Genomic DNA, 20,322 nt, shown 5'->3' on the forward strand with positions numbered 1-20,322 from the left:
GAGTCGATCGCTTCACGTCAAAGACGCTAACGCCTGCCACTGACAATGCGCCCCGACGCAGGTCCAGCCTGTGGATAACCGAGGGACCTTCCCGGCGAACCGGGCCGAAACCCCCTCTCGAAAGCCTCGCCTGAACCCCCATAAGAATGGATGTTCGATTTTCGTGTCAAGCAGGCCCAGGGGTGAAACGCCGGGAGGCAGTGGCATGACCGCCACTGCCTCCGTTTCCCCGGTACGCCGCTACCACTCCCGGTACGCCGCTACGACTCCTCGGGCTCCGGCCTCCCGGCCCACAGCCGCCGTATGCGGGTGAACACGCCGGGGCCGCTCGGACTCCTGCGGCGGTGGCCGTGCACCCGGGGGTCGTCCGTGACGGCGTACCGCTTCACGTACGCCCCCAGGAAGGCCTGCAGGGTGGCGACCGCGGGGATGGCGATCAGCGCGCCGACGGCGCCCAGCAGCGCGGTGCCCGCTATGACCGACCCGAACGCGACCGCCGGGTGGATGTCGACCGTCCTGGCGGTCAGCTTGGGCTGGAGGACGTAGTTCTCGAACTGCTGGTAGACCACGACGAACCCCAGCACCCACACCGCGTACCAGGGCTCGACGGTGAACGCGATCAGCATCGGCAGCGCGCCCGCGAGGTACGTCCCGATGGTCGGGATGAACTGGGAGACCAGGCCCACCCAGACACCGAGCACGGGCGCGTAGGGCACGTCCAGGGCCTGCAGCAGGATGTAGTGCGCGACCCCGGAGATGAGCGCCATGAGACCGCGCGAGTAGAGGTAACCGCCCGTCTTGTCGACGGCGATCTCCCAGGCCCGCAGCACCTCGGTCTGACGTGCGGGGGGCAGGACCGAGCACAGGGCGCGCCGCAGCCGGGGGCCGTCGGCGGCGAAGTAGAACGAGAACAGCCCGATCGTCAGCAGCTGGAAGAGCCCGCCGAGCACCTGCGTGGAGACGTCGAGGACGCCGGCGGCGCTGTTCTGCGCGTACTTGCGCAGCCAGTCGGAGTGGAGCAGGCCCTCCTGGATGTCCACGCGTCTGAGTTCCGTGTGGAAGGTCTCGTTGGTCCAGTTGATCAGCGAGTCCAGGTAGTCCGGGAACCCCTCGATCATCTTGATGATCTGGCCGGCGAGCATGGAGCCGAGCAGGGTGACGAATCCGGCGACGGCGATCGTCAGCCCGAGGAAGACCAGGAAGGTGGCGAGGCCCCTGCGCATGCCGCGGGCGGCCATCCGGCTGACCGCGGGCTCGATCGCCAGGGCCAGGAAGAACGCGATCAGAATATTGATCAACAGGCCGGTCAGCTGGTGGAAGGCCCAGCTGCCCAGCTGGAACGCGGCGATCAACGCGAGCGCGAGCACCATGGCACGCGGCAGCCAGCGCGGCATACGGGCGACAGGAGCGACGGCGCCGTCGGCCGGGGGCCGGTCGGGGGGCGTCGCGTCGGTCAGTGCGGAGTGCCGGCTGGGCGGCTGGTTGTCCTCGTCAGTGGGTGCCACGTGCACCAGTCTCGCCGACGCCGGCGCCGACCGGCGCCCACCTGCGATGTTCGTGACAGATCAGTTTCATCGCCGCGTCGGCGCAGCCACGTCAGCGCCGCTCCCCCGGCACGTTCATGACCGTGCAGACCACGCGCCACACGTCCCTGGCCTCCCAGCCGGCGTCCAGCGCCTCGTGCACCGTGCGACCGCCCAGCTCCGACATCACGTGGTCGCGCGCGAAGGTTTCGGCGTACCCCGGACCGAAGTGTTCCGCCATCCTCTGCCAGAAGACCGTCAACCGCATGACACCAGTATCCCGCCCCTGAGGGTGGGCCCCGCCCGGGACCCCTCGCCGGGACCGCTTTGCGCCCTACGGTCTGGCCCATGACCGAACCAGGAGCTTCCCCACACCCCCTCGCGCCCGCGGCGGGCTCTCCCCTCTCACGCGCCGAGCGGTTCGTGTGGCTCACCGCGCGCGTGCTGGAGCAGCGCCTCTTCGCGTTCCACTTCCTGCACGGGACCCACGAAGCGGTGGAGGCTGCACTGGACGCCTACCGCAACGACGACGGCGGCTACGGGCACGCGCTGGAACCCGGCCTGCGCGGACCCGTCAGCCAGCCCCTGCACGCCGCCCACGCCCTGCGCGTACTGGACGCCGTCGGGCGCTGCGGCGGACAGCGGGTGGAGCGCGTGTGCCACTACCTGACCCGCGTCTCCACCGCGGACGGCGCGCTGCCCGCGGTCCTCCCCGGCCAGCGCGGATATCCCACGGCGCCCTTCATCCCGGTCGTCGACGACCCTCCGGGCGAGCTGCTGGCCACGGGACCGGTCGTCGGGCTGCTGCACCGCAACGGGGTGTGGCACGCCTGGCTCTTCCGGGCCACCGACTTCTGCTGGCGGGCCGTGGAGTCCCTGCGCGAGCCGCACCCCTGTGAAGTGCGGGCCGCCGTGGCCTTCCTGGACTCCGCTCCCGACCGCCCGCGCGCGCAGGCGGCCGCCGGCCGGCTGGGCCGCCTGGTGCGGGAGCAGCGGCTGGCGGCGCTGGATCCGGACGACCTGGGCGCGATCGCGGCCGCGCCCGGTCACGCCCCCGGCGGGCACCACCTCCCGCACGACTTCGCCAGGAGTCCGGGATCCCTCGCGCGCGCGTGGTTCACCGACGACGAGATGAGCCGCTCCCTCGACCGCCTGGCCGCCGGACAGCGGGAGGACGGCGGCTGGCCCTCCCGCGACCACCGGTGGGCGCCGGTCCCCGCGCTGGAGACGCGCGCCGTGGTGACGATCGAGGCGCTGCGCACGCTGAGGGCGTACGGCCGCTTCGTGGGCTGAGCGGGGTCCGTCCTCAGCCCGCGCCGACGGCCCGGACTCCCGCCGTGACCACCACCGCCGACGCGACGACCAGCAGGAAGGGCGCGCGAAGCACCAGCGCCACGGCGGCCGCGCCGAGGCCCGCGGCCCGTGCGTCCAGCACGAGCGCGTGCCCGTCGGCGAACGTCTGCTGGGCCGTGAGCGCGGCGAGGAGGGCGACCGGCAGCAGGGCGGCGAGCCGTCGCACGAACGGCCGCTCCATGGCGCCCGCGGGTACCAGCAGCCCGGCGAGCTTGACGGCGTAGCAGCCCAGGACGGTCACGCCGATCGCGATCCAGGTGTTCACCGGTCCTCCTCGGACCCGCCCGGCACGGGCGGTGCCGCGGGCACGTCCGCTGCCTCCGGTGTGCCACGGCCGCCGCGGCGCCCCTCGGCGAACAGCGCGACCGGTGCCGCCAGCGCCGCCACCAGGACGGGCACGCCGGCCGGCAGGACGGGCAGCAGGGCGAGGCCCAGCAGGACGGCGAGGCCCGCGACCGCGCGCTCGGTGGCGGTCCTGAGCATCGGCGCGAGCAGCGCCAGGAACACCGCGGGCCCCGCGGCGTCCAGTCCCCACGCGCGCGTGTCGCCGATCGCCTTGGCACCGAGCGCACCGAGCAGTGTGGTGAGGTTCCACAGCAGGTACAGGCTGAGCCCGGTGACGGTGAAACCGATCCGGGCGGCGCGCCGGGTCGGCTGGGCGAGGGTGACCGCGGTGGTCTCGTCGATCACCCACTGGGCGGCGAAGGGCCGGACCGCGCGCGGAAGGGCGAGCACCTGCGAGAGCCGCAGCCCGTAGAAGGCGTTGCGCACGCCCAGGAAGAAGGCCCCGGCGGCGGCCGTGAACGGGTTGCCCCCGGCGGCGAGCGCTCCGACCAGGGCGAACTGGGAGGCGCCGGTGAACACCAGGAGGCTGAGCGCGCACGTCTGGAGCAGGCCGAGCCCGCTGCCGGCCGAGGTCACCCCGAAGGCGAAGCCCGAAAGGCCGACGGCGACGCCGACTCCGAGTGCGTCCCGTACGACGGCGGCGTCCGGTTTGCCCGTGCCGTCCGCGGTCATTTCCGCGAGTGCTGTCTGCTGTGCCACACCGCGGACGGTACGGGCCGCGGTCAGCGCGGGTCTTGTACGTTCTTGCGCTCACGCTGGTAGGCGCCCGGAGGCACGCCGACGATCCGGGCGAAATGCCGGTTGAGGTGGGGCTGGTCGGTGAAGCCGACGGTGACGGCCGCCTCGGCCGGGGCCGTCCCGGCGTCCAGGAGAAGCCGTGCGCGGCGTACGCGCGCGTCGGTCAGCCAGGTGTGGGGCGGCATGCCGTAGGTGTCACGGAAAGCCCGGAGCAGGGCGAACGGGCTGGTCCCGAGTTCGGCGGCCAGCCGCTCCAGGGTCGGCGGCTCGGCCATCCGCTCCTCCAGGACCGCACGCGCGCGTACCGCGTTGCGGGCACCGGCCGTCGGCGTGCGCCGCTGCGGCAGCCGCCCCCCGTTCAGCCGCAGCAGCCGGGTCACGGCGGTGCGCAGCAGCGTGTCGGCGGCCAGCGCGTTGCCCTCCTCCGCGGCGCGAAGCACCTGGTGGACCAGGCGGACGGTGTAAGGGTCGTCGAGAACGGGGCTGGCGAATCCCGGCGTGCCGCGGACGGTGCTGGTCTCGGCGGCGATCTCGCCGACCACCTCGGGCGAGGGGTAGAGCGCGCCGTACCGCCAGCCCTCGGGGACGCCGGCCCGGCCGGTGTGGGGAGTGTCCGGGTTGACCAGGGCGAGGGCGCCCGCGCCGGCGGAGACGTCGGAGCCCCGGTGGTGGAAGACCTCCACCCCGTCGGCTATGGCGGCGATCACGAAGTGCTCGTGGGTGTGGCGGACGAACGTCTTGCGGACGTACCGGGCGCGCAGCAGGTCGACGCCGGGCAGCTCCTCGTACCGCCAGTGCCGCGCCCGCTCCACCGGCCGGTCCCCGTGCCGTCCGGCCGGACCCGCCGTCCCTCCGTTCTCCGTACCCGCCATACCCCCATTCTCCGCCCCCGCGCCCCCGCTTCTCCGCCCCTGCACCCCGGCCGGGCGCGGGCGTCACCGCGGCGCCGGGCGTTTGCCCAGGTCACCGCGATTGTCAGTGGCCGGGTGCAGGATGGACGCATGGTCAGCTCCGCGCACCGAGCCCTCGACGGCTTCTCGCCCGCGACCCGCGGCTGGTTCACGGGGGCGTTCTCCGCGCCCACCGCGGCCCAGGCGGGCGCGTGGCGGGCCATCGGGGAGGGCTCGGACGTCCTGGTGGTCGCCCCGACCGGCTCCGGCAAGACACTGGCCGCGTTCCTGGCCGCCCTGGACCAGCTGGCCTCGACCCCGCCCCCGGCCGACCCGAGGAAGCGCTGCCGGGTGCTGTACGTGTCCCCGCTGAAGGCCCTCGCGGTCGACGTCGAGCGCAATCTGCGCAGCCCGCTGACCGGCCTGCGCCAGGAGTCGGTGCGCCTGGGCCTGCCCGAGCCCGAGGTCCGGGTCGGGATCCGCTCCGGCGACACCCCGGCCGCCGAGCGGCGCGCCCTGTCCACGCGGCCGCCGGACATCCTCATCACCACCCCCGAGTCGCTGTTCCTGATGCTCACCTCCGCCGCCCGCGACGCGCTGACGGGTGTGGAGACGGTGATCCTGGACGAGGTGCACGCGGTCGCGGGCACCAAGCGGGGCGCCCACCTCGCGCTCTCCCTGGAGCGGCTGGACGAGCTGCTGCCGAAACCGGCGCGCCGGATCGGGCTCTCGGCGACCGTGCGCCCGGTGGAGGAGATCGCCCGGTACCTGTCCCCGCGCCGCAAGGTGGAGATCGTCCAGCCGGAGTCCGGCAAGGAGTTCGACCTCTCCGTCGTCGTCCCGGTCGAGGACATGGGCGAGCTGGGCGGCTCCCCCGCGGCCGACGCCGCCGACGGCGGGGAGCGGCCCTCGATCTGGCCCCACGTGGAGGAGCGGATCGCCGACCTGGTCCAGTCCCACCGCTCCACGATCGTGTTCGCCAACTCGCGGCGGCTGGCCGAGCGGCTGTGCAACCGGCTCAACGAGATCGCGTACGAGCGCGCGACCGGCGAGAAACTGGACGAGCACCACTCCCCGGCCGAGCTGATGGGCGGTTCGGGCGCGGCCATGGGCGCGCCCTCGGTGATCGCCCGCGCCCACCACGGATCGGTCTCCAAGGAACAGCGTGCCCTGGTCGAGGAGGACCTGAAGGCGGGCCGGCTGCCTGCCGTGGTCGCCACGTCCAGCCTGGAACTGGGCATCGACATGGGCGCCGTGGACCTGGTCGTCCAGGTGGAGTCCCCGCCCTCGGTCGCCTCCGGGCTGCAGCGCGTCGGCCGCGCGGGGCACCAGGTCGGCGCCGTCTCCACCGGTGTCGTCTTCCCCAAGTACCGGGGCGACCTCGTGCAGGCGGCCGTGGTCACCGAGCGGATGCGCACGGGCTCGATCGAGTCCCTGAAGGTGCCCGCGAACCCGCTGGACGTGCTCGCGCAGCAGCTCGTCGCCATGACGGCGCTGGACACCTGGCAGTACGACGACCTGCTCGCCACGGTCCGCCGCGCCGCTCCGTTCGCCTCGCTGCCCGAGTCGGCGTTCACGGCGGTCCTCGACATGCTCGCGGGCCGCTACCCGTCCGACGCGTTCGCCGAGTTGCGCCCGCGCGTGGTGTGGGACCGGGTGGCGGGCACCGTCACCGGCCGCCCCGGCGCCCAGCGGCTCGCCGTCACCTCCGGCGGCACGATCCCCGACCGCGGCCTGTTCGGGGTCTTCCTCGCCGGTTCGGACCCCAAGAAGGGCGGTGGCCGGGTCGGCGAGCTGGACGAGGAGATGGTCTACGAGTCCCGGGTCGGGGACGTCTTCACGCTGGGCACGAGTTCCTGGCGCATCGAGGACATCACCCGCGACCGGGTCCTGGTCTCCCCCGCGCCGGGCGTGCCGGGGCGGCTGCCGTTCTGGAAGGGCGACCAGCTGGGCCGCCCGCTCGAACTGGGCCGCGCGGTGGGCGCGTTCCTGCGCGAGGTCGGCTCGCTGTCCCAGGACGAGGCGAGAGCGCGCCTGCTCGCCGCGGGTCTGGACGCGTGGGCGGCGGACAACGTGCTGTCGTACCTGGCCGAGCAGCGCGAGGCATGCGGCCACATCCCGGACGACCGCACGATCGTCGTGGAGCGTTTCCGCGACGAGCTGGGCGACTGGCGGGTGGTGGTGCACTCCCCGTTCGGCGCCCAGGTCCACGCCCCCTGGGCCCTCTCCCTGGGCGCCCGCCTGTCCGAGCGGTACGGCATGGACGCGCAGGTCATGCACGCCGACGACGGCATCGTGCTGCGCCTGCCCGACGCCGACCTGATGGGCCTGGACCTGCTCGACCAGGAGCCGGTGAGGGCCGGCGCGGAGTACGACGGCGACCAGGCGCCCGTCGGCGCGGCGGACGTCGTCTTCGACAAGGGAGAGGTCGACCAGGTCGTCACCGACCAGGTGGGCGGCTCGGCCCTGTTCGCCTCCCGGTTCCGCGAGTGCGCGGCCCGCGCCCTGCTGCTGCCGCGCCGCAATCCCGGCAAGCGCACCCCGCTGTGGCAGCAGCGTCAGCGCGCCGCCCAGCTGCTCCAGGTGGCGAGCGAGTTCGGCTCGTTCCCGATCGTGCTGGAAGCGGTCCGCGAGTGCCTCCAGGACGTCTTCGACGTCCCCGGTCTCGCGGAGCTGATGGGCGACATCGAGTCCCGCAAGGTACGCCTGGTCGAGGTCACCACCCCGGAGCCGTCGCCGTTCGCCCGGTCCCTGCTCTTCGGGTACGTCGCCCAGTTCCTGTACGAGGGCGACTCCCCGCTGGCCGAGCGCCGCGCGGCCGCGCTGTCCCTGGACTCGCGGCTGCTGGCCGAGTTGCTGGGCCAGGCGGAGCTGCGCGAACTGCTCGACGCCGAGGTGCTGACCGAGCTGGAGCGCGAGCTGCAGTGGCTCACCGAGGACCGCCGGGTCAAGGACGTGGAGGGCGTGGCCGACGTGCTGCGCCTGCTCGGCCCGCTGACCGACGCCGAGCTGGCCGAACGGGGCGCCGACCCCGAGTGGGCGCGGGAGCTGGCCGGCGCCCGCCGGGCCATCAAGGTCCGCGTCGCGGGCGCCGACCACTGGGCGGCGATCGAGGACGCGGGCCGGCTGCGCGACGCGCTCGGCACGGCCCTGCCCGTCGGTGTCCCGGAGGCCTTCACCGAGCCGGTCAAGGATCCGCTGGGAGACCTGCTCGCCCGGTACGCCCGTACCCACGGCCCGTTCACGTCGGTCACCGCGGCGGCCCGCTTCGGGCTGGGCACCGCGGTCACCGAGGGCGCCCTGCAGCGGCTCGCGGCGAACGGGCGGGTCGTGCAGGGCGAGTTCCACCCGGCGGGCATCGGCCAGGAGTGGTGCGACGCGGCCGTGCTGCGCCGTCTGCGCCGCCGCTCCCTCGCGGCACTGAGGCACGAGCTGGAGCCCGTGCCGCCGGCCGCGCTCGCCCAGTTCCTGCCGCAGTGGCAGCACATCGGCAAGGGCCACGGGCTGCGGGGCGTCGACGGACTGGTGCGCGCGATCGAGCAGTTGCAGGGCGCGTCCGTGCCCGCGTCCGCGCTGGAGAGACTGGTCCTGCCCTCCCGCGTGGCGAACTACACGCCGTCGATGCTCGACGAACTGACCGCGGCGGGCGAGGTGGTGTGGGCGGGCGCCGGCTCCCTGCCCGGAAAGGACGGCTGGGTCTCCCTGTACCTGGCCGACGCGGCCCCGCTGCTGCTCCCCCCACCGCACCCGCTGGAGCCGACCGCGCTCCACCAGTCCGTCCTCGACGCCCTCTCGGGCGGCTACGGCCTGTTCTTCCGTCAGATCGCCGACCAGGTCCGGGCCACCACCCACCCGGACGCCACCGACCCCCAACTCGCCGACGCCCTCTGGGACCTGGCCTGGTCGGGCCGGCTCACCAACGACACCCTCGCCCCGATGCGCTCCCTGCTGGGGTCGGGCCGTACGGCGGGCTCGACCGCCCACCGTGCCAAGCGCAACGTCCCGCGCGGGCGCTACGGCTCGCTGACGGCGGCCGCCCGCACCGCGTCCCGCACCGGCCCGCCGACCGTCGCGGGCCGCTGGTCGCTGCTCCCCGCCACCGAACCGGACGCCACCGTGCGGGCGCACGCGCTGGCCCGCCTCCTGCTCGACCGGCACGGTGTCGTCACTCGCGGCGCGGTCGCGGCGGAGGGCGTCGAGGGCGGCTTCTCGGCGGTGTACCGCGTACTGTCCGCCTTCGAGGAGAGCGGCCAGGCACGGCGCGGCTACGTGGTCGAGGGGCTGGGAGCGGCGCAGTTCGCCATGGACGGCGCCGTGGACCGCCTGCGCGCGGTGTCCAACGCGCGTGAACGGGGTGAGGCGTTGCCCGCCGGAGAAGGCGACGGCTTCCCAGCCCGGGCTCGGGCGCAGGACGGCACGGGTCTCCCGGACGACATGTTCGCTCCCGGCCCCGCGGACGGTTTCGCCGGCCTCGGTGCCGGCCCGCACGGCCACGCGTCCCCCGGCGTCTTCGGCGCAGCGGACGGCGGGCTCGCCCATCCCGGCCTCGACGGTGACTTCACCTGGCCGCCGGCGGACCTGGCCACCGGCCCCGGTGACCACTCCTCCCGCCGTGACCCGGCCGACCCCTTCGCCTCCCCCGGCCACGGCGGCCCACGAGGAGGCGGCCGGGCCGCATACGGTCCCGCCGCGGCCCGTGGATACGGCCGGGCCGACGCCACCGCGCCCGACCCCCGTGCCGTTGCCCTCGCCGCGGCCGACCCCGCCAACGCCTACGGCGCGGCCCTGCCCTGGCCGGAGCCGCCGACCGGCGCCGGACACAAACCCGGCCGCAAGGCGGGCTCGCTGGTCGTCCTGGTGGAGGGCGAGCTGACGCTCTACATGGAGCGGGGCGGCAAGACGCTGCTGGCCTGGCCCGCCACCGCGGACACCGCCGCCACGGACGATGCCCGTCTGCACACGGCGGCCGAGACCCTGGCCGCGGCCGCCCGCGCGGGCTCCCTCGGCACGGTGACGGTCGAGCGGATCAACGGCGTCCAGGCCCTGACCTCCCCCGTCGGCACCCTCCTGGAGGCGGCCGGGTTCGTGGCCACACCGCGCGGGCTGCGCCTGAGAGCGTGACCGGCGCCGTGCTCCCGCTCCACCCCGCCGTGGCACCCTTGACGCATGCCCGAAGGTGACACCGTCTGGCAGGCCGCGCGACGGCTGCACGAGGCCCTCGCGGGGAGGACACTGTCCCGCAGCGACTTCCGGGTGCCGAAGTACGCGACGGTCGACCTCGCCGGCCGCAGGGTCCTCAACACGATTCCGCGCGGCAAGCACCTGCTCACGCGGTTCGAGGGCGGCCTGACCCTGCACACCCACCTGCGCATGGAGGGGGCGTGGAAGGTGTACGGCACCGGCGAGCGCTGGCGGGGCGGACCGGCCTTCCAGATCCGTGCGGTCCTCGCCACCGCGGACCGCACGGCCGTCGGCTACCGCCTGCCGGTGCTGGAGCTGCTGCGCACGACGGAGGAGGAACGGGCCGTCGGCCACCTCGGCCCCGACCTGCTCGGGCCGGACTGGGATCCCGGGACCGCCCTGGCCAATCTGTTCGCCGACCCGGCCCGGCAGCTCGGCGAGGCCCTGCTCGACCAGCGCAATCTGGCCGGGATCGGCAACGTGTACAAGTGCGAGCTGTGCTTCCTGCTCGGCGTGACGCCCTGGCTGCCGGTCGGCGCGCTCCCGGCGGAGCGCGCCGAGAAGCTGCCCGGTCTCGCGCAGCGGCTGCTGGAGACGAACCGCGAGCGCCCGGTGCGGCAGACCACGGGCCTGCACCGGCACGACCTGTTCGTCTACGGCCGCGCACACCGCCCCTGCCTGCGCTGCGGCACCCCTGTGCGGGTGGCCGACCAGGGCGACGGCTCCCAGGACCGCCCCACCTACTGGTGCCCCGCCTGTCAGGCGGGCCCCGCCCCCGCTCCGGGAACGGCCCAGCGCTGGCGGGACCGCTACCCCCGCCGCACCGCCTGACGCAGTCCGTCCTCACCACGAGCGGGCCGGTGCCGGCAGGGCGGTTGACGCATCGTCAGCGAGGTTTTCCCGGCATGCGCCGCGTCCGTGTTCACGACGACGGGCCGGACACCTCGCCCACGTCACCCGGACGAACGGGAGGCGACGCCCTGGTGACGGCGCCCACGCGCCAGGCCGCCGGCCAGCGTCCCGCCGCCAGCGCGCCCGTGGCGCGTTCCCGGGGCGCACAGTGCACGGGAAGCACGCTCAGCCCCCAGCCACCGGCCGCGACGGCCCCTTCCAGCACACCCGATCCCTCCCCGAGGGCGAGCCGCACCACGGCCCACCACCACACCGCGCCCAGCCCGAGCCCTGCCCCCCAGCGAACTATCCGCGCCATCCGCACCATCCCCGCCGCCACCTCCTGCCGGACGCTATTCGGTGCCCGGGGCCACCAGAAGGGCGCATCGAGGGCACACGGACGCAGACCGTGCCGTTGCCGCAGGAGGAGGTCGTGCGGGCGACGGCGGCGTCAGGCATGTTCCGCCTGGAACATCCAGTGGTGTTTCTCGAGGTCGGCCGTGATCCCGATGAGGATGTCCTGCGACACCGGGTCTGGGTCCCCGGTCGCGGCCACCCGCTCCCGCATTCGGGTGATCACCGCACCGAGCGCCTCCACCATCGCCCCGACCGCGTCCGTGTCCTTGATCCAGCCGGCCGAGGTGGCCTTGATGCCGCTGCCGGAGGCCACCGTGGCGGCCCGTCCGTCGGGTGGTACGCCGAGCGCCGAGGCCCGCTCGGCCACCGTGTCGGAGTGGGTGCGGGCGGAGGCGACGACCTCGTCGAGCTGGAGGTGGATGGACCGGAAACGGGGACCGACGATGTTCCAGTGGATCTGCTTGGCGACCAGCGAGAGGTCCACCAGGTCGACGAGGGCGCCCTGCAGCGCCTCGGCGACGGCCTTGAGGTCCGCGTCGGCCAACGGGCTCTTCACGACGTACATCCAGTCCTCCGGTGCTCGGGCGCCGTCACGTCACCTCCACGATGACCGCACCACCCGAACCCGGCAAACGGGCGCATCAGGGACACCCGCCCGGCGTCCGGCGCCACGAAAAGCCCCGGCCGGCTCCACCGATGTCTCTCGGTGGAGCCGGCCGGGGCCGAGTCGTATCGGGTGGCTAGGCCACGCGCGCGAACCTCACGCGGCGACCACGTCCACTGCTTCCGCGGGCGCCTTGATGGTCACCCTTTCCGGTGGCACACCGGTCACCGACACGGAACCCAGCATCGGACGGACCGACGCGGGCACGGCCTCGGTGGCGGTGGCGGACTGGGCCAGCTCGGCGAGCGCCAGTTCGTCGCTCACTTCCCGCATGAGTTCCGACATCCGTACGTCCAGCGCGTCGCAGATGGCGGAGAGCAGCTCGGAGGAAGCCTCCTTCTGCCCCCGCTCCACCTCGGAGAGATAGCCGAGTGAGACTCGGGCGGACGAGGAGACTTCGCGCAGAGTACGGCCCTGGCGTTGGCGCTGCCGACGCAGCACGTCACCCAGCAGGCGACGGAGCAGAATCATCGGTGGCTCCCTCCTCGGACCGCGTAGCCGCATCCTTCTCGCCCCACCGTACCGCCTTGCGCCGCGGCCGTGCGGGGAGCGATGTCGTGTTCACTCAGGGCTGCAAACATCAAAACCCCCCGTTCCGTTCCGTATCCTGTGCCCGCTCATTCCCGGTCTGTTCGCCCGCAAGCCGCTCCAGGAGCACTGCGAGTACGCTCCGTACACTCTCCATACGAATTTCCGCACGGCTGCCGTTCAACCGCAGGGCCGTGACTTTTCCGCCACCGGCAGAACCGGCGGGGGCGGTGAGGGGCCCGTCGACGGCCACGAAAACCGTCCCGACGGGCTTGCCGTCCTGCGGGTCGGGGCCGGCCACCCCGGTCGTCGCGATGCCCCAGTCGGCACCCAGGGCCTTGCGCACCCCGGCCGCCATCTGGGCCGCGACCTGCGGATCCACCGCTCCGTGCGCGGCGAGCAGCGCGGCGTCGACACCGAGCAGCTCGTGCTTGAGTCCCGTGGCGTAGGCGGTGACCGAGCCGCGGAACACCTTCGACGCCCCGGGCACGCCCGTGATCTCCGCCGCCACCAGGCCTCCGGTGAGCGACTCAGCGACGGCGAGGGTCTCGCCCTTCACGGTCAGTAGTCGCACCAGTTCGGTGGCCTGTTCGGTCACGCTTCCTTCTCCTCCAACGCCGCCGCGCGCTCGGCGATTCCCCGCCGGCGCAGCACGATGGCCTGTCTCACGTAGTCGAGTCCCGTGACGACGGTGAGGACGACGGCGGCGGCCATCACCCAGAACCTCAGGCTGGCCAGCCACCCCGTCAGCGCCAGGACGTACATGCCGACGGCCACGCCCTGGGTGAGCGTCTTGAGCTTGCCGCCGCGGCTGGCGGGGATCACGCCGTAGCGAATGACCAGAAAACGCAACAGGGTGATGCCGAGTTCCCGCCCGAGGATCACCGCCGTCACCCACCACGGCAGGTCACCCAGGGCGGACAGACAGATGAGCGCCGCTCCCATGATCGCCTTGTCGGCGATGGGGTCGGCGATCTTCCCGAAGTCGGTGACCAGGTTGTAGGTGCGCGCCAGATGCCCGTCGAACAGGTCGGTGATCATGGCGATGGCGAAGGCCGCCCAGGCCAGCGAGCGCCAGGCCGGGTCGTAACCGCCGTCGGCCAGCATCAGCGCCACGAAGCCGGGGACCAGGACCAGCCGGAGCATGGTCAGCAGATTGGCGACGTTCCAGACGCTGGCCTGGTTGACGGCCGCGGCCGCGATCTTGCCGCCTCGCGGGAGCCTCGCGTCGGTCGTCGTCGCGTCGGAGCCGGGAGCGGAGCCGGAGACCTCGGAGGCAACGCCGTCGGCAGCGGCGGCGGAACCCCGGGCACCCTGGGTGCCGGAGGGGCCGCCCGCGGCGGATGCCGGGACTCCGGTCATCTGCCCGCCTCCTCAGTACACGCGAACGCGCCGGTCAGCGGCTCGGCCACCAGGTCGACGCCTTCCGTGCCGACCACCTTCGCCTCGACCATACGTCCCACACCGAGGCCTTCGCCGCTCGTGAGGAGCACCTGGCCGTCCGTCTCGGGCGCCTGGTGCGCCGCGCGCCCGTGCACGCCGTCCTCGTCGTCCACGGACTCCACCAGCACGTGCACGGTCTGGCCGACACGCTCCTCGGCCCGCTGCGAGACCAGTTCCTCGGCCAGCCGCGAGATGTGGGCCAGGCGCTCGGCGACGACGTCCTCGTCGAGCTTGTCGCCGTACGTCGCCGCCTCCGTGCCCTCCTCGTCGGAGTAGCCGAAGACGCCGATGGCGTCCAGGCGGGCGCCGTTCAGGAAGCGCTCCAGCTCCGCCAGGTCGGACTCGCTCTCGCCGGGGAAGCCGACGATGAAGTTGGAGCGCACGCCGGCCTCGGGGGCCTTGCCGCGGATCGTGTCGAGCAGCTCGAGGAAGCGGTCGGTGTCGCCGAAGCGGCGCATGGCGCGCAGCACGCCGGGCGCGGAGTGCTGGAAGGACAGGTCGAAGTAGGGGGCGACCTTGGGCGTGGAGGTCAGCACGTCGATGAGGCCGGGACGCATCTCGGCCGGCTGCAGGTAGCTCACCCGCACTCGCTCGAGGCCGTCGACCTCGGCGAGCTCCGGCAGCAGGGACTCCAGCAGGCGGATGTCGCCCAGGTCCTTGCCGTAGGAGGTGTTGTTCTCGGAGACCAGCATGATCTCCTTCACTCCCTGCTCGGCCAGCCAGCGGGTCTCGTTCAGCACGTCGGCTGGGCGGCGCGAGATGAAGGAGCCGCGGAAGGAGGGGATGGCGCAGAAGGAGCAGCGCCGGTCGCAGCCGGAGGCGAGCTTGACCGAGGCGACCGGGGAGCCGTCCAGGCGGCGGCGCAGGGGCGCGCGCGGGCCGGAGGCGGGCGCGACGCCCGCCGGAAGGTCGGCCGGGCCGTGGCCGGGCAGCGCGACGGCGGTGGCCGACTCCTGCCGCTCGGCCGGGCTGATCGGGAGCAGCTTGCGGCGGTCGCGGGGGGTGTGGGCGGCGTGGATGCCGCCGGACAGGATGGTCTGCAGGCGGTCGGAGATGTCCGCGTAGTCGTCGAAGCCGAGCACGCCGTCGGCCTCGGGCAGCGCCTCGGCCAGTTCCTTGCCGTACCGCTCGGCCATGCAGCCCACCGCCACGACGGCCTGGGTTCTGCCGTGGTCCTTGAGGTCGTTGGCCTCCAGCAGGGCGTCCACGGAGTCCTTCTTGGCGGCTTCGACGAAGCCGCAGGTGTTGACCACGGCGACGTCGGCGTCCGCGGCGTCCTCGACGAGCTGCCAGCCGTCCGCCTCCAAACGGCCTGCGAGCTCCTCGGAGTCCACCTCGTTACGGGCGCAGCCAAGAGTGACGAGTGCGACGGTACGGCGTTCAGGCATGGGCTCAAGACTACTTCGTCCCGCTGACACCCCACGTCGACGGGGTTGGCCGATCTTGGCCAACCCCGTCACATCCGCTCAGCCCGGGTGTCCTATCCGACCTCGGGGTCGCCCTTGGTGTAGGTGAGGCGCTCCACCGCGCCGGGCTGGAAGTCGTCCTCGATCTTCTTGCCGTTGACGTAGAGCTGGATGGCTCCGGCGTCGCCCAGGATCAGGTTGATCTTGGAGTTGTCCTGGAAGGTCTTGGACTCGCCCTTCTTCAGCAGCCCGTCGTAGAGCATCCGGCCGTTGTGGTCCTTGGCGGAGATCCAGCTGCGCCCGTTCGGGGCGCTGACCCGGACGGTCACCTTGTCCTGGGGCGCGGCGGCGATGGCGCTGTCGGACGGCTCGCCGGTCGGCTCGGCCGGCTCGTCCTTCTTGGTCTCGGGCGCGGCGGACTTTCTGGGAGCGGGGGTGGCACCGTCGGCGACCTGCTGTTTCGCGTCGCTGCCGCCGTCGCCGCCCTTGAACGCGGTGAACCCGACGAAGCCGATCACGACGACGATCGCGGCGACCATCGCCGCGGTCCAGTTCGGGCCGCGCCGCTCGGGACGGATCCGTTCCGCCTCGAACAGGGGTGCGGCCGGGGTGGGGGCGGGGCGGCCTCCGTGATCGGCGTCGTACTGGGCGATCAGCGGCTCGGGATCGAGGTGGACGGCCCTGGCCAGCGTGCGGATGTGCCCACGGGCGTAGACGGCGCCGCCACAGGGGGCGAAGTCGTCCGCCTCGATGGCGTGCACGATGGCGATGCGGACACGAGTGGCACTGCTGACGTCGTCGACGGTGAGCCCGGCCGCGATGCGCGCCTGCCGGAGGGCTCGACCCACGGAGGAACGGGCTTCCTGGGACTCGTCGTGGAACGGACGCTCGTCTTCAGGGGAGTTGCCGATGGACACGGGGGCGCCTTTCGAGCGTGTAGCCACCTGTGCTGGAAGCTCAGTCTAGGGGGGGTACGAAAGGGTGGGGCAACCGGGCGGTCCGACTTTGTACGCCATCGGAACAGCCCGACGATCCGATGGTCGGACAGGCAGGTACCCCGAGATGAGATGCCTATCTGCCCTCTCGCTCAACTGGACGTACGACACAGGGAAACGGTTGCCCGCCCGTTCTTAACAGGTGCATCACGGCGATGCCGCCACCCGGGGTAAAGCGTTCCCGTCGCCCGGCGTAACCCGCTTGGGCCGAACGGCCCTTCGAGCTACCCCTCAGTCTCCCCGCGAAGCACGGCCAGCACGCCGTCCAGCTCGTCGGGTTTCACAAGAACGTCACGTGCCTTGGAGCCCTCGCTCGGTCCCACGATGTTGCGGGACTCCATGAGGTCCATCAGCCGCCCGGCCTTGGCGAAGCCGACGCGCAGCTTGCGCTGGAGCATGGACGTCGAACCGAACTGGGTGGAGACCACCAGCTCGGCCGCCTGGCACAGCAGGTCGAGGTCGTCGCCGATGTCCTCGTCGATCTCCTTCTTCTGCTTGGTGCCGACGGTCACGTCGTCCCGGAAGACGGGCGCCATCTGGTCCTTGCAGTGCTGGACGACGGCCGCGACCTCCTCCTCGGTCACGAACGCGCCCTGCATACGGGTCGGCTTGTTCGCGCCCATCGGCAGGAACAGGCCGTCGCCCTTGCCGATCAGCTTCTCGGCGCCCGGCTGGTCGAGGATGACCCGGGAGTCGGCGAGCGAGGAGGTGGCGAACGCCAGCCGGGAGGGCACGTTGGCCTTGATCAGGCCGGTGACCACGTCGACCGACGGACGCTGGGTGGCGAGGACCAGGTGGATGCCGGCGGCGCGCGCGAGCTGCGTGATGCGCACGATGGCGTCCTCGACGTCACGCGGGGCGACCATCATCAGGTCGGCCAGCTCGTCGACGATCACCAGCAGGTAGGGGTACGGCTGCAGCTCCCGCTCGCTGCCCTCGGGCGGCTTGACCTTGCCCTCGCGGACCGCGCGGTTGAAGTCGTCGATGTGCCGGTAGCCGTAGGCGGCGAGGTCGTCGTAGCGCAGGTCCATCTCGCGCACGACCCACTGGAGGGCCTCGGCGGCCCGCTTGGGGTTGGTGATGATCGGCGTGATCAGGTGCGGGATGCCCTCGTAGGCGGTCAGCTCCACGCGTTTGGGGTCGACCAGGATCATCCGGACGTCCTCCGGGGTCGCCCGCATCATGACCGAGGTGATCAGGCAGTTGATGCAGGACGACTTGCCGGAGCCGGTGGCGCCCGCGACCAGCATGTGCGGCATCTTGGCCAGCGAGTGCATCACGTACCCGCCTTCGACGTCCTTGCCGAAGGCGACCAGCATCGGGTCGTCGTCCTCGGCGGACTCCGCGAGGCGCAGCACGTCACCGAGGTTGACCATCTCCCGGTCGGTGTTCGGGATCTCGATGCCCACCGCGGACTTGCCGGGGATGGGGCTGATGATCCGCACGTCCGGGCTGGCGACGGCGTACGCGATGTTCTTGGTCAGCGCGGTGATCCGCTCGACCTTCACGGCGGGGCCGAGTTCCACCTCGTAGCGGGTGACCGTCGGGCCGCGCGTGAAGCCGGTGACGGCCGCGTCGACCTTGAACTCGGTGAAGACCTGGGTGAGCGAGGCGACGACGGCGTCGTTGGCCGCGCTGCGCGCCTTGCCGGGGCCGCCGCGCGTGAGCAGGTCCAGGGAGGGCAGCGCGTAGGTGATGTCCCCGGAGAGCTGGAGCTGCTCCGCGCGTGCTGGCAGCTCGCGGGGCTGGTCGGGGGCCTTCTTGGTGAGGTCGGGGACCGTGCCGGTCCTGAGCCTGTCCTGCTGGGGGCGGGCGGCCGGGACCGGCGTGCTCTCGGGGGCGGGCTCGGGCGCGGGCACCGGGGTGGTGTCCTCCCGGCCGCCGGCGCTGACGCCCTGGGTGAGGTCCGCGACGACCGGTGACGGGGGCATGCCGTGCAGGACGGCACCGTCCAGCGCCGCGGCGGCCGCCGCGGCGACGTCCACGGCGTCCATCCGCCGCCGCGGATCCGGCTGGGGCACCGCGGAGCGCCGGGGGCGTCCACGGCGCTGCGTGAGCGCCTCCTCCTCGGCTCCGTCGACGTCGTACGCCTGAGGGGCGCCGGCGCGCCTGCGGGGGCGCGCGGGAAGCGCCTCACGCCACTGCTCGTCGTAGCGCTCCTCGTCGTCGGTGAACTCCGTCTCCTCCGGTTCGCTGAGCAGGCCCAGGCTCACGCCGAGCGCCCGCAACCGCTGCGGGATGGCGTTGACCGGGGTGGCGGTCACCACCAGCAGACCGAAGACCGTCAGCAGCACCAGCAGCGGCACGGCGAGCACGTCCGTCATGGCGAAGGTCAGCGGGGTCGCCGCCGCCCAGCCGATGAGGCCACCGGCGTCCTGTATGGCCTGCATGCCCTCGCTGCGCGCGGGCGAGCCGCAGGCGATGTGGATCTGACCCAGCACGCCGATGACGAGCGCGGACAGACCGATCACGATCCGCCCGTTGGCCTCCGGCTTCTCCGGATGCCGGATGAACCGTACGGCGATCACCGCGAGCAGTATCGGGACCAGCAGGTCGAGCCGGCCGAAGGCGCCGGTGACCAGCATCTCCACCAGTTCGCCGACCGGACCCTTCAGGTCCGCCCAGGTGCCGGCGGCGACGATCAGGGCGATGCCGAAGAGCAGCAGCGCCACGCCGTCCTTGCGGTGGGCCGGGTCGAGGTTCCTGGCGCCCTGCCCTATGCCGCGGAAGACGGCGCCGACGGCGTGCGCGAGCCCGAGCCAGAGAGCGCGCGCGAGCCGGTACACACCCCCGGTGGGGCTGGGAGCCGGCCTGGGCGGCACCGCCTTCTTCGCCGGAACCTTCCTGGCGGGCGCCTTCTTGGCCGGGGCCTTCTTCGCGGCGGCCTTCCGCGCCGCAGCCTTCGCGGGCGCGGCCGCCTTCTTCGCCGGCGGCTTCTTGGCTGCGGAGGGACGTGAGGCCATGGGTGTGAGGTTACCGGGGGAGACGACGGCGGACACGTGTGCCCACTGCTTCACCCGTTCGTGTCGCCCCTGACGCGGCACGGAACTGACGCACGCTCACGGGCAACTGCCGCCCCCGCCCACGTCAGTTCTGGGTCGGTGGGGACCCACCGGCACCCGTGCCCGGCTCCAGCGCGTCGAGCGCGCGGCGCAACCCGGTCAGCTTGCGCTCCAGATGGGCCGCCGTCGCCACCGCCGCCGCGTCCGCCGAGTCGTCGTCCAGTTGCTTGGACAGCGCCTCCGCCTGCTCCTCGACCGCCGCGAGCCGCGCGGACAGCTCGGCGAGCAGCCCGGCGGACTCCTTGCCGCCGACCGCGCCCTTGCCGCCACCCTCCAGCTGCAACCGCAGCAGCGCCGCCTGCTCACGCAGCTGGCAGTTCTTCATGTACAGCTCGACGAACACCGAGACCTTGGCGCGCAGCACCCACGGGTCGAACGGCTTGGAGATGTAGTCCACCGCGCCCGCCGCATAACCCCGGAAGGTGTGGTGCGGGCCGTGGTTGATCGCCGTGAGGAAGATGATCGGGATGTCCCGGGTCCGCTCACGCCGCTTGATGTGTGCCGCCGTCTCGAACCCGTCCATGCCCGGCATCTGGACGTCCAGCAGAATGACCGCGAAATCGTCCGTGAGCAGTGCCTTGAGCGCTTCCTCCCCGGACGATGCCCGTACCAGCGTCTGATCGAGCGCAGAGAGGATGGCCTCCAGCGCCAGCAGATTCTCCGGCCGGTCATCGACCAGGAGGATCTTGGCCTTCTGCACCATGGCCCGCCCTCCTCGCCCCGGCGGTACACCGGGCGCCGCCCCAGGGGACGACTCCCTTTCGCCGCCCGTCCTTGTGCCGGTCATCGTAGCCGCACCCCGCCCGTCGCCACACCCTGTCACCGCGATGTCACTGTGCACACAAGGAAAACGCGGCGGGCACCCGGATGGTTCCCGGAATCCACGGTTCCCGCTCGTCCGGGACCCCTGCCGACCGGGGCCCCCTACGCCCCGCGAGTTCCCACG

General features: G+C 72.9%; 17 protein-coding genes. 3 read left to right on the forward strand and 14 right to left on the reverse strand.

All coding sequences use genetic code 11. From position 1 onward, the window contains the following. Window positions 1-260 precede the first annotated feature (260 nt). Entirely contained in the window at window positions 261-1,505 is a 1,245-nt protein-coding gene (locus IE177_RS26630) for an AI-2E family transporter (protein WP_190017969.1), read from the reverse strand. Between the two features lie 91 nt (window positions 1,506-1,596). Then, window positions 1,597-1,791 carry a DUF3046 domain-containing protein gene (locus IE177_RS26635; RefSeq protein ID WP_190017970.1) on the reverse strand — a complete coding sequence of 65 codons (195 nt, stop codon included), beginning with the start codon at window positions 1,789-1,791 and terminating at the stop codon, window positions 1,597-1,599. Between the two features lie 80 nt (window positions 1,792-1,871). Here IE177_RS26635 and IE177_RS26640 point away from each other — a divergent pair, with 80 nt between their 5' ends. Further along, on the forward strand, window positions 1,872-2,816 hold the full coding sequence (locus IE177_RS26640) for a hypothetical protein (protein WP_190017971.1): 945 nt from the start codon (window positions 1,872-1,874) through the stop codon (window positions 2,814-2,816). Window positions 2,817-2,829: 13 nt separating this feature from the next. Here the strand turns inward: IE177_RS26640 and IE177_RS26645 are convergent, their stop codons facing one another. Genes IE177_RS26645 through IE177_RS26655 form a run of 3 tightly spaced genes read right to left on the reverse strand, consistent with a single transcriptional unit; the run spans window position 2,830 to window position 4,831 of the window. Then, on the reverse strand, window positions 2,830-3,141 hold the full coding sequence (locus tag IE177_RS26645; RefSeq protein ID WP_190017972.1) for an AzlD domain-containing protein: 312 nt from the start codon (window positions 3,139-3,141) through the stop codon (window positions 2,830-2,832). Next, window positions 3,138-3,920, reverse strand: a complete 783-nt coding sequence (locus IE177_RS26650) for an AzlC family ABC transporter permease (RefSeq protein WP_229816275.1) — start codon at window positions 3,918-3,920, stop codon at window positions 3,138-3,140. The genes IE177_RS26645 and IE177_RS26650 overlap by 4 nt, the downstream gene beginning before the upstream one ends. A 23-nt stretch (window positions 3,921-3,943) precedes the next feature. After that, entirely contained in the window at window positions 3,944-4,831 is an 888-nt protein-coding gene (locus IE177_RS26655) for an AraC family transcriptional regulator (RefSeq protein ID WP_373305185.1), read from the reverse strand. Between the two features lie 129 nt (window positions 4,832-4,960). Here IE177_RS26655 and IE177_RS26660 point away from each other — a divergent pair, with 129 nt between their 5' ends. Further along, the gene (locus IE177_RS26660; protein WP_190017973.1) at window positions 4,961-9,970 is read left to right on the forward strand and encodes an ATP-dependent helicase; all 5,010 of its coding nucleotides are present in this window, start codon (window positions 4,961-4,963) and stop codon (window positions 9,968-9,970) included. A 45-nt stretch (window positions 9,971-10,015) separates the two neighbouring features. Continuing rightward, window positions 10,016-10,861: an Fpg/Nei family DNA glycosylase gene (locus IE177_RS26665; protein ID WP_190017974.1), complete on the forward strand. Its 846-nt coding sequence runs from the start codon at window positions 10,016-10,018 to the stop codon at window positions 10,859-10,861. A 91-nt stretch (window positions 10,862-10,952) separates the two neighbouring features. Here the strand turns inward: IE177_RS26665 and IE177_RS26670 are convergent, their stop codons facing one another. From IE177_RS26670 to IE177_RS26710, 9 genes are all read right to left on the reverse strand, one after another. Then, the gene (locus IE177_RS26670) at window positions 10,953-11,240 is read right to left on the reverse strand and encodes a hypothetical protein (protein WP_190017975.1); all 288 of its coding nucleotides are present in this window, start codon (window positions 11,238-11,240) and stop codon (window positions 10,953-10,955) included. Window positions 11,241-11,372: 132 nt separating this feature from the next. Further along, window positions 11,373-11,843, reverse strand: a complete 471-nt coding sequence (locus IE177_RS26675) for a Dps family protein (RefSeq protein WP_190017976.1) — start codon at window positions 11,841-11,843, stop codon at window positions 11,373-11,375. Window positions 11,844-12,038: 195 nt separating this feature from the next. Further along, window positions 12,039-12,413 (reverse strand): helix-turn-helix domain-containing protein, encoded by a 375-nt coding sequence (locus tag IE177_RS26680; protein WP_190017977.1) that lies wholly within the window; start codon window positions 12,411-12,413, stop codon window positions 12,039-12,041. 109 nt (window positions 12,414-12,522) lie between these two features. Then, complete coding sequence (locus IE177_RS26685) at window positions 12,523-13,068, reverse strand: CinA family protein (protein WP_190017978.1); 546 nt, start codon at window positions 13,066-13,068, stop codon at window positions 12,523-12,525. Next, window positions 13,065-13,832 carry a CDP-diacylglycerol--glycerol-3-phosphate 3-phosphatidyltransferase gene (gene pgsA, locus IE177_RS26690; RefSeq protein WP_190017979.1) on the reverse strand — a complete coding sequence of 256 codons (768 nt, stop codon included), beginning with the start codon at window positions 13,830-13,832 and terminating at the stop codon, window positions 13,065-13,067. Before pgsA ends, IE177_RS26685 begins: the two co-directional genes overlap by 4 nt. Then, on the reverse strand, window positions 13,829-15,301 hold the full coding sequence (rimO, locus tag IE177_RS26695) for a 30S ribosomal protein S12 methylthiotransferase RimO (protein WP_190017980.1): 1,473 nt from the start codon (window positions 15,299-15,301) through the stop codon (window positions 13,829-13,831). Before rimO ends, pgsA begins: the two co-directional genes overlap by 4 nt. 92 nt (window positions 15,302-15,393) lie before the next feature. After that, entirely contained in the window at window positions 15,394-16,236 is an 843-nt protein-coding gene (locus IE177_RS26700) for a helix-turn-helix domain-containing protein (protein ID WP_190017981.1), read from the reverse strand. 302 nt (window positions 16,237-16,538) lie between these two features. Next, window positions 16,539-19,277, reverse strand: coding sequence for a DNA translocase FtsK (locus IE177_RS26705; protein ID WP_190017982.1), 2,739 nt, complete (start codon window positions 19,275-19,277; stop codon window positions 16,539-16,541). 124 nt (window positions 19,278-19,401) lie between these two features. After that, complete coding sequence (locus tag IE177_RS26710; RefSeq protein ID WP_190017983.1) at window positions 19,402-20,079, reverse strand: response regulator; 678 nt, start codon at window positions 20,077-20,079, stop codon at window positions 19,402-19,404. Window positions 20,080-20,322 lie beyond the last annotated feature (243 nt).

It is taken from the genome of Streptomyces lucensis JCM 4490 (assembly GCF_014650035.1).
Classification (GTDB): domain Bacteria; phylum Actinomycetota; class Actinomycetes; order Streptomycetales; family Streptomycetaceae; genus Streptomyces; species Streptomyces lucensis.